Annotated in this window: 5 protein-coding genes; 4 read left to right on the forward strand and 1 reads right to left on the reverse strand. The window is 75.6% G+C overall.

The window, feature by feature from the left end; translation table 11 throughout:
- The first annotated feature begins 45 nt into the window (after nt 1–45).
- The 3 genes from ACFF45_RS30420 (at nt 46) to ACFF45_RS30430 (ending at nt 5,234) form a co-directional block, all read left to right on the forward strand.
- Nucleotides 46–1,452, forward strand: coding sequence for an MGH1-like glycoside hydrolase domain-containing protein (locus tag ACFF45_RS30420; protein ID WP_381349967.1), 1,407 nt, complete (start codon nt 46–48; stop codon nt 1,450–1,452).
- Complete coding sequence (locus ACFF45_RS30425; protein WP_381349968.1) at nt 1,449–3,386, forward strand: amylo-alpha-1,6-glucosidase; 1,938 nt, start codon at nt 1,449–1,451, stop codon at nt 3,384–3,386. Before ACFF45_RS30420 ends, ACFF45_RS30425 begins: the two co-directional genes overlap by 4 nt.
- Before the next feature lie 309 nt (nt 3,387–3,695).
- Nucleotides 3,696–5,234: an alkaline phosphatase family protein gene (locus tag ACFF45_RS30430; protein ID WP_381349969.1), complete on the forward strand. Its 1,539-nt coding sequence runs from the start codon at nt 3,696–3,698 to the stop codon at nt 5,232–5,234.
- Here ACFF45_RS30430 and dusB read toward each other — a convergent pair whose 3' ends face one another.
- Nucleotides 5,235–6,368: a tRNA dihydrouridine synthase DusB gene (dusB, locus tag ACFF45_RS30435; RefSeq protein ID WP_381349970.1), complete on the reverse strand. Its 1,134-nt coding sequence runs from the start codon at nt 6,366–6,368 to the stop codon at nt 5,235–5,237.
- Between the two features lie 84 nt (nt 6,369–6,452).
- Here dusB and ACFF45_RS30440 point away from each other — a divergent pair, with 84 nt between their 5' ends.
- Nucleotides 6,453–7,898 carry an MFS transporter gene (locus tag ACFF45_RS30440; protein ID WP_381349971.1) on the forward strand — a complete coding sequence of 482 codons (1,446 nt, stop codon included), beginning with the start codon at nt 6,453–6,455 and terminating at the stop codon, nt 7,896–7,898.
- The last annotated feature ends 270 nt before the right edge of the window (nt 7,899–8,168 follow it).

Raw genomic sequence — 8,168 nt, forward strand, 5'->3', positions numbered from 1 at the left:
GCCGGGCTCGCCCCGGCCCGCCGGACGTCTTCCGGGGAGCCCCGAGTGGATCGCACCACCCACGTCACCGACCGGCCGGCCCGGTCCGCGGTCGCATACGATCCCGGCGCACGGGCCGGGACACCGCACCTGAGGGCCGCGCGTGTGCTCGCCGGCAACTGGACCGGAACGTCCACGGTGCCCTCACGCGCGCTGTACCCGCACCAGTGGTCCTGGGACTCGGGGTTCGTCGCGATCGGGCTGCGGCACCTGTCGCCGTTACGGGCGCAGACGGAACTGGAGACGCTGCTGGCCGCGCAGTGGGGCGACGGGCGGATCCCGCACATCGTCTTCAACCCCTCCGTGCCGCTCGACGCGTACTTCCCGAGCCCCGACTTCTGGCGCTCCTCGACCGCGGGCCGCGCCGCGGGCGCCCCGCGCACCGTACAGACCTCCGGCATCGTGCAGCCACCGGTGCACGCGCTGGCGGCGTGGCTGGTGCACCGCGCCGACCCGGGGCTGTCGCGGGCGCGCGGCTTCCTCGCCCGGGTGTACCCGCGGCTGGCGGCCTGGCACCGGTATCTGCTGCACCGGCGGGACCTGGGCGGCGCCGGCCTGGCGTCGGTGATCCATCCCTGGGAGCAGGGCATGGACAACAGCCCCTGCTGGGACGCCCCCCTCGCCCGCGTCACCCCGGCCCCGGCCCGCACCTTCCGCCGCGCCGACCTCGCCCACGGCGCGCCCGAGGACCGGCCGACGGACCTGGACTACGGACGGTACGTACGGCTGGCGGCGGACTACCGCGACCGGTGCTACCGGGACGCGCCGGCGGGGGACGCGGGCGCCGGGGCGGACGCGTTCGCGGTGGAGGACCCCGCGTTCAACGCCCTGCTGATCGCCTCCGAGCACGCGCTGGCGCGGATCGCGCGCGAGCTGGGCGCGACCGGCACGGCCCGCCGGGCCCGGGCGGAACGGCTGACCGGCGTGCTGGTCGAGCGGCTGTGGCAGCCGGAGGCGGGGATGTTCCTCTGCCGGGACCTGCGCGGCGGCGGGCCGGTGCCCGAGCGCGGCGTCTGCGGCCTGGTCCCCCTGCTGCTGCCCGGCCTCCCCCGCGACGTCGCCGACGCCCTCGTGCGCACCCTGGCCGGACCGCACTTCGGGGCGCGGCTGGTGCCCAGTTACGACCTGCTCGGCGAGGCGTTCGACCCGCACCGGTACTGGCGCGGGCCCGCGTGGTTCAACACGGGCTGGCTGCTGGAGCGGGGGCTCAGGACGCACGGCGCGAGCGCGCGGGCCGACGCCCTGCGCGACGCGATGATCGAGGCCGCCGACGCCTCCGGGTTCGCGGAGTACGTGGACCCGCACACCGGCGAGGCCCGCGGGGCGACCGGCTTCAGCTGGACCGCCGCGCTCACGCTCGACCTACTGCAAGCCAAGGACGTCAACGGAGCCAAGGGGAGGGACCGGGGATGACGGACCGGCATCATCTGCTCGTGTACGGGGGGACGTTCGCCGCCGTCGGCGACGGCGGGGACATCAGCGGCGTGCGCGGCGGCAGCGCACCGCAGGGCCTGTTCGTGCGGGACGCCCGGCACCTGAGCCGCTGGCAGCTCACCGTCGACGGGGCCGTGCCCGAGGCGCTCAGCCCGGTCGCCGGCGGGGACACCGCCCGCTGTGTCCTGGTGCCGCGCGGCGGCCGGCAGGAACCGGCCGCCTGCACGCTCTTCCGGGAGCAGGCCGTCGGGGACAGCTCCTTCGTGGAGCTGCTGCGGGTCACCAGCAACCGCCCGGCGCCGGCCACGGTCCGCCTCGCGCTCACCGTCGACGCCGACTTCACCGACCAGTTCGAGCTGCGCTCCGACCACCGCACGTACGCCAAGGCCGGTGCCGTCCGCGCCCGGCAGGCCGTCGAGGACGGCGTGGAGTTCACCTACCGGCGGGGCGCGTGGCTGTCGCGCACGACGGTGACCGCCGACCCCGCGCCGGACGCCGTGGAGGAGACCGGCACCGGCGCCCGCCGCCTGGTGTGGGCCGTGGAGCTGCCGGCGCACGGCACGGCCGAGCTGACCCTGCGGGTGGTCGCCCGCCCGCACGGCGAGAAGCGGGCGCTGCGCGTGCCCCGCTCCCCGGCCGCCGTGACCGAGCGGCTGCTGGCGCTGGAGGGCGCCTTCCTGGAGGGCGTCGCCTTCCCGACCGGCTGGCCGGAGCTGTCGGCGGCCTGCGCGCGCGGCCTGGCCGACCTCGCCGCGCTGCGGGTCCCGGCCACCGGCCCGGACGGCGAGGAGCTGCGCGTCCCGGCCGCGGCGGCCCCGTGGTTCCTGACCCTGCTGGGCCGGGACGCCCTGCTGACCTCCCTCTTCGCCCTGCCCTACCGCCCCCGGCTCGCCGCCGCCACCCTCCCCGCCCTCGCCGCCACCCAGGCGACCGGGACGGAGCCCGCCGCGGTCGCCCAGCCCGGCAAGATCGTGCACGAGGTGCGCCACGGCGAGCTGGCGCACTTCGGGCAGGTGCCCTACGGGCGCTACTACGGCTCGGTGGACGCCACCCCGCTCTTCCTGGTGCTGCTCGGCGCGTACGTCGAACAGACCGCGGACACCGGCCTGGCCCGCCGCCTGGAGCCGCACGCCCGCGCGGCCGTGGGCTGGATGCTGGACCACGGCGGGCTGACCTCCCGCGGCTACCTGGTGTACCGCGCCGACCAGGGCGGCCTCGCCAACCAGAGCTGGAAGGACTCCGTCGGCGCGATCTGCGGCGCCGACGGCGACCGGCCGGCCGGCCCGGTGACGGCGGCCGGCGCGCAGGGCTACGCGTACGACGCGCTGCGCCGCACGGCGTGGCTGGCCCGCACGGTGTGGGACGACGGGACGTACGCGGCGCTGCTGGAGCAGGCGGCCGGTGACCTGCGCGACCGCTTCCAGCGCGACTTCTGGATGCCGGACCGGTCCTTCCCCGCCCTGGCGCTGGACGGCGCCGGCCGCCGGGTGGACGCGCTGGCCTCGGACGCCGGGCACCTGCTGTGGTCCGGGCTGCTCGACAAGGAGTACGGCGAGGCGGTCGGCCGGCGGCTCCTCGAACCCGACTTCTTCTCCGGCTGGGGGGTGCGCACGCTGGCGGCCGGGCAGGGGGCGTACCACCCGCTGTCGCACCACCGCGGCGCGGTCTGGCCGCACGACAACGCGCTGATCGCGCTGGGCCTGGCGCGCTACGGCCTGCACGACGAGGCCCGCACGGTCGCCCACGCGCTGGTCGACGCGGCGACCGCGACCGGGCACCGGCTGCCGCAGGTGCTCGCCGGGTACGGCCGGGACGGCCACGCCGAGCCGGTGCCCTGTCCGCACGCCTGCGTCCGGGAGTCGCGCGCGGCGGCGACACCGCTGGCCCTGCTGACGGCGGTCGGCGGCGCGTGAGCCGCCGGCGCCGGACGGCCGCGGCGGCGGTGGATTTCCGGCGGCGCTGAACGCCGGGGGGCGGCGGGCCGTACCTGTGGGTGGCGGACCCGTTCCCCCACGCCGGGTCCGCCGACCGCACCACGCCGTCGTACGGAAGGACCCTCGGGTGGCTGTCTTCACGCGTCAACCACGGCGCACGAACGGTGACGCACCCGAGGCACCCGACGCGCCGCCCGCGTCCTGGGCCGCGCCGTCACCGCCCTGTCCGCGGCGCTGGTCCTGGCGGCGCTGCTGCTGCCCAACACCCTGCACACCGTCACGCCGGGTATGTTCGTGCGCGTCCCGGTGGAGGCGATCGTCACGGCGGCCGTGCTGCTGGCGCTGCCGCGCCGCCGCCCGAGGCTGGCGGTCGCCGTCGCCGCCGGGCTCGCGCTCGCCGCGTCGACCGCGCTGAACGTGCTCGACATGGGCTTTTACGAGTACCTCGGCCGGCGCTTCGACCTCGTGCTCGACTGGGGGCTGCTCGACGACGCCCGGTCGTACCTGCGGGACGCGATGGGCCCGGCCGGAGCGACCCTGCTCCTGATCGGCGCCCTGGCCCTGGCCGCCGCGCTGTGCGCGGCGCTGACGCTGGCGACGGTCCGGCTCAGCGGCGTACTGGCGCGGCACCGCACGGTCGCCGTCCGCTCGACGCTCGCCGCCGCCGTCGTGTGGACGCTGGCGTACGCCCTGGGCGTCCAGTTCGCCGGGCTGCCGGTCGCGGCCGACAACGCGGTGGCACTGGCGGAGAGCCGGGTGCGGCGGGTGCAGGCGACGCTGCGGGACGAGGCGGCGTTCGCCCGGGAGGCGAAGGCGGACGTCTTCGCCGGCACCCCCGGCGAGCAGCTGGTGCCGGACCTGCGCGGCAAGGACGTCCTGTTCGTCTTCATCGAGAGCTACGGCCGCAAGGCGGTGGAGGACCCGCTGATCTCGCCCGGCGTCCGGCGCACCCTGGACACCGCCACCGACGGCCTCGCCGAGGCGGGCTTCGCGGCGAGGAGCGGCTGGCTGACCTCCTCGACCTTCGGCGGCAGCAGCTGGCTGGGCCACTCCACGTTCCTGTCCGGGCTGTGGGTCGACAGCCAGCAGCGGTACGCGACCGTCACCTCCGGGGACCACCTGACCCTCACCAAGGCGTTCCAGAAGACCGGTGACTGGCGGACCGCCGGGATCATGCCGGGGGTGCAGAAGGGCTGGCCGGAGGCGGCGTTCTACGGCCTGGACACCGTGTACGACGCCTTCGAACTGGGCTACCGGGGCCCGAAGTTCAGCTGGTCGACCATGCCGGACCAGTACGCGCTGGAGGCGTTCCAGCGGCTGGAGCACGGCCGGCCGCGCACCCGGCCGCTGATGGCGGAGATCATCCTGACCTCCAGCCACCAGCCCTGGTCGCCGCTGCCGCGGATGGTGGACTGGGAGGACCTCGGCGACGGCTCGCTGTTCGGCCCCGTCGAGCGGGCGGGCACCGACCCGGCGGACGTCATCGCCGACGGCACCCGCTCGAAGCAGGAGTACGGCAAGTCGATCCAGTACTCCCTGACCAGCCTCACCCAGTGGCTGCGCCGGTACGGCACCGAGGACACCGTCCTGGTCTTCCTCGGCGACCACCAGCCCATCGTCCGGGTCAGCGGCCACGACGCCGGCCGGGACGTGCCGGTGTCGGTCGTCGCCAAGGACCCCGAGGTGCTCGAACGGATCGCGGACTGGGGGTGGACGGACGGGCTGCGGCCCGCGGAGGACGCCCCGGTGTGGCGGATGAGCGACTTCCGGGACCGCTTCCTGACCGCGTACGGCTCCACGCCCGGCGGGCCGCGCCCCGGGGGCTGATCAGCCGCCGGAGGTGTCCAGCTCGGCGTCCTCGCCGATGCCCGCGCAGTCGTAGGGGTCCTTCAGCCAGCCGTCCGGCAGCACGACCCGGTTGTTGCCGGAGGTGCGGCCGCGCGGCCCGTCGGCGCCGGCCGGCCAGGGCTGGCCGAGGTCCAGCTCGTCGAGCCCGGCCCGCAGCTCCGCCAGCGAGGAGGTGACGGCGAGCCGCCTGCGCATCTCGGAGCCGACCGCGAAGCCCTTGAGGTACCAGGCGACGTGCTTGCGGAAGTCGGTGACGCCGCGCGACTCGTCGCCGATCCACTCGCCGAGCAGGGTGGCGTGCCGGACCATGACGTCGGCGACCGCGCGGAGCGCGGGCCGGGCGATGTCCTGGTCCCGCCCCTCGAAGGCGGCCACCAGGTCGGCGAAGAGCCACGGCCGCCCCAGGCAGCCGCGCCCCACCACGACCCCGTCGCAGCCGGTCTCCCGCACCATCCGCACGGCGTCCTGGGCCGACCAGATGTCGCCGTTGCCCAGCACGGGGATCTCCGGCACGTGCTCCTTCAGCCGGGCGATGGCCGCCCAGTCGGCGGTGCCGCCGTAGTGCTGGGCGGCGGTCCGGCCGTGCAGGGCGATCGCGGTCACGCCCTCGTCGACGGCGATCCGGCCGGCGTCGAGGTAGGTGATGTGGCCGTCGTCGATGCCCTTGCGCATCTTCATGGTGACGGGCAGGTCGCCGGCGCCGCTGACGGCCTCCCGGAGGATCGCCCGGAGCAGGTTGCGCTTGTACGGCAGCGCCGAGCCGCCGCCCTTCCGCGTCACCTTGGGCACCGGGCAGCCGAAGTTCAGGTCGATGTGGTCGGCCAGGTCCTCCTCCGCGATCATGCGGACGGCCTTGCCCACGGTGGCCGGGTCGACGCCGTACAGCTGGATCGACCGCGGCCGCTCGGTGGGGTCGAAGTGGACCAGCTGCATGGTCTTCTCGTTGCGCTCGACCAGCGCCCGGGTGGTGATCATCTCGCTCACGAACAGGCCCTTGCCGCCGCTGAACTCCCGGCACAGGGTGCGGAAGGGCGCGTTGGTGATCCCGGCCATGGGGGCCAGGACGACGGGCGGCTGGACGGTGTGCGGACCGATCTGCAGGGGCGTGGGCATTCCCCCATTGTGCCGTGCCAAGGCAAGGAGACGGTAAAACTGATTAGTTAGGAACACTATTAAAACAGGCGTACGATGGGGGGCATGCCCGAGCTCTCCCCGCGCCGACGCCTGCTGGTTCTCGCGATCTGCTGCATGAGCCTGCTGATCGTGAGCCTGGACAACACCGCCCTGAACGTCGCCCTGCCCTCGATGCAGGACGACCTCCACACGGATACCTCGGGCCTTCAGTGGACCATCGACGCCTACACGCTCGTCCTCGCGTCCCTGCTGATGCTCGCGGGCTCCACGGCCGACCGGATCGGCCGCAAGCGGGTCTTCGTCACGGGCCTGGCCGTCTTCACCGTCGGCTCGGCGCTCTGCTCGGTGGCGCCGGACCAGGAGACGCTGGTGGTCTTCCGCATGGTGCAGGCGGTGGGCGGCTCGATGCTCAACCCGGTGGCCATGTCGATCATCACCAACACCTTCACGGAGCCGCGGGAGCGGGCCCGCGCGATCGGGGCGTGGGGCGCGGTGGTCGGCCTGTCGATGGCCGCGGGCCCGCTGGTGGGCGGCCTGCTGGTGGAGGCGGTGAACTGGCGGGCGATCTTCTGGGTCAACCTCCCGGTGGGGGCCGCCGCACTGCTGCTGACGCTGCGCCACGTCCCGGAGTCCCGCGCCCCCAGGGCCCGGCGGCCCGACCCGGTCGGCCAGCTGCTGGTGATCGCGCTGTTCGGGTCGTCGACGTACGCGATCATCGAGGCGCCGAACGCCGGGCCGGCGGCGGTGCTGCCGTTCGCGGCGGTGGCGGTGGCCGCGCTGCTGGGGCTGCTCGTCTACGAGCCGCGCCGCGCGGAGCCCCTGATCGACCTGCGGTTCTTCCGCTCGGCGCCGTTCAGCGGGGCGACGGTGATCGCGATCAGCGCGTTCGCGGCGCTGGGCGGCTTCCTGTTCCTGTCGACGCTGTACCTGCAGAACGTCCGGGGGCTGGACGCGCTGCACGCCGGCCTGTGGATGCTCCCGATGGCCGTGCCGACCTTCCTGTGCGCGCCGCTGTCCGGGCGGCTGGTGGGCAGCCGGGGCCCGCGGCTGCCGCTGGTGATCGCCGGGCTCGCGATGACCGCCAGTGCGGTGCTGTTCGGCGCGTTCGAGGCGCAGACGTCGGACGCGGGCCTCTTCGCCGGCTACCTCCTGTTCGGCGTGGGCTTCGGCTTCGTGAACGCGCCGATCACCAACACCGCGGTGTCCGGCATGCCCCGTGCCCAGGCGGGCGTGGCCGCCGCCGTCGCCTCCACCAGCCGCCAGCTCGGCCAGACCCTGGGGGTCGCGGTGATCGGCGCGGTGCTGGCGGCGGGCGTCGGGGCGTCGGCGTACCGGGAGAGCTTCGTCGCGGCGGCCCGCCCCGGCTGGTGGATCCTCGCCGGGTGCGGCCTCGCGGTCCTCGTCCTCGGCGCCCTCACCACCGGCCGCTGGGCCCGCCGCACGGCCGACCGCGCGGCGGACCGGCTGAGCTCCCCGGAGGTCCGCGAGGCGGCGAAGGTGTCGGCGTAGCCGCCACGCCGGACGACGACGAGCGCACTCCGCCTCTCCACGACGTCCGGGCCCACTCGCCCCGGCCGACGACCGGCTCCCCGTCCCGGGCCCGGCCCCCGGCAGACACGCCGGTGCTCACGCCGACGCCCCGACCCGCGACCGCACAACCACTCCCCCACCCGGACCCGCCCCACAGGACGCGCCGGCGGGCGCGCGGCGCACGCCGTGCCGGCCGGGCGGCCGGGCCTGCGGGGCGCCATGTCGACCGGGGCGTCGAGCCCGCGGCCG

It is taken from the genome of Streptomyces cinereospinus (genome assembly GCF_042430725.1).
Classification (GTDB): Bacteria; Actinomycetota; Actinomycetes; order Streptomycetales; family Streptomycetaceae; genus Streptomyces; species Streptomyces cinereospinus.

Coding starts and splice junctions, on each gene's coding strand:
- ACFF45_RS30430 (WP_381349969.1), top strand. CDS start 3,696: ATGTTCGTGCGCGTCCCGGTGGAGGCGATCGTCACGGCGGCCGTGCTG.
- ACFF45_RS30425 (WP_381349968.1), top strand. CDS start 1,449: ATGACGGACCGGCATCATCTGCTCGTGTACGGGGGGACGTTCGCCGCC.
- ACFF45_RS30440 (WP_381349971.1), top strand. CDS start 6,453: ATGCCCGAGCTCTCCCCGCGCCGACGCCTGCTGGTTCTCGCGATCTGC.
- dusB (WP_381349970.1), bottom strand. CDS start 6,368: ATGCCCACGCCCCTGCAGATCGGTCCGCACACCGTCCAGCCGCCCGTC.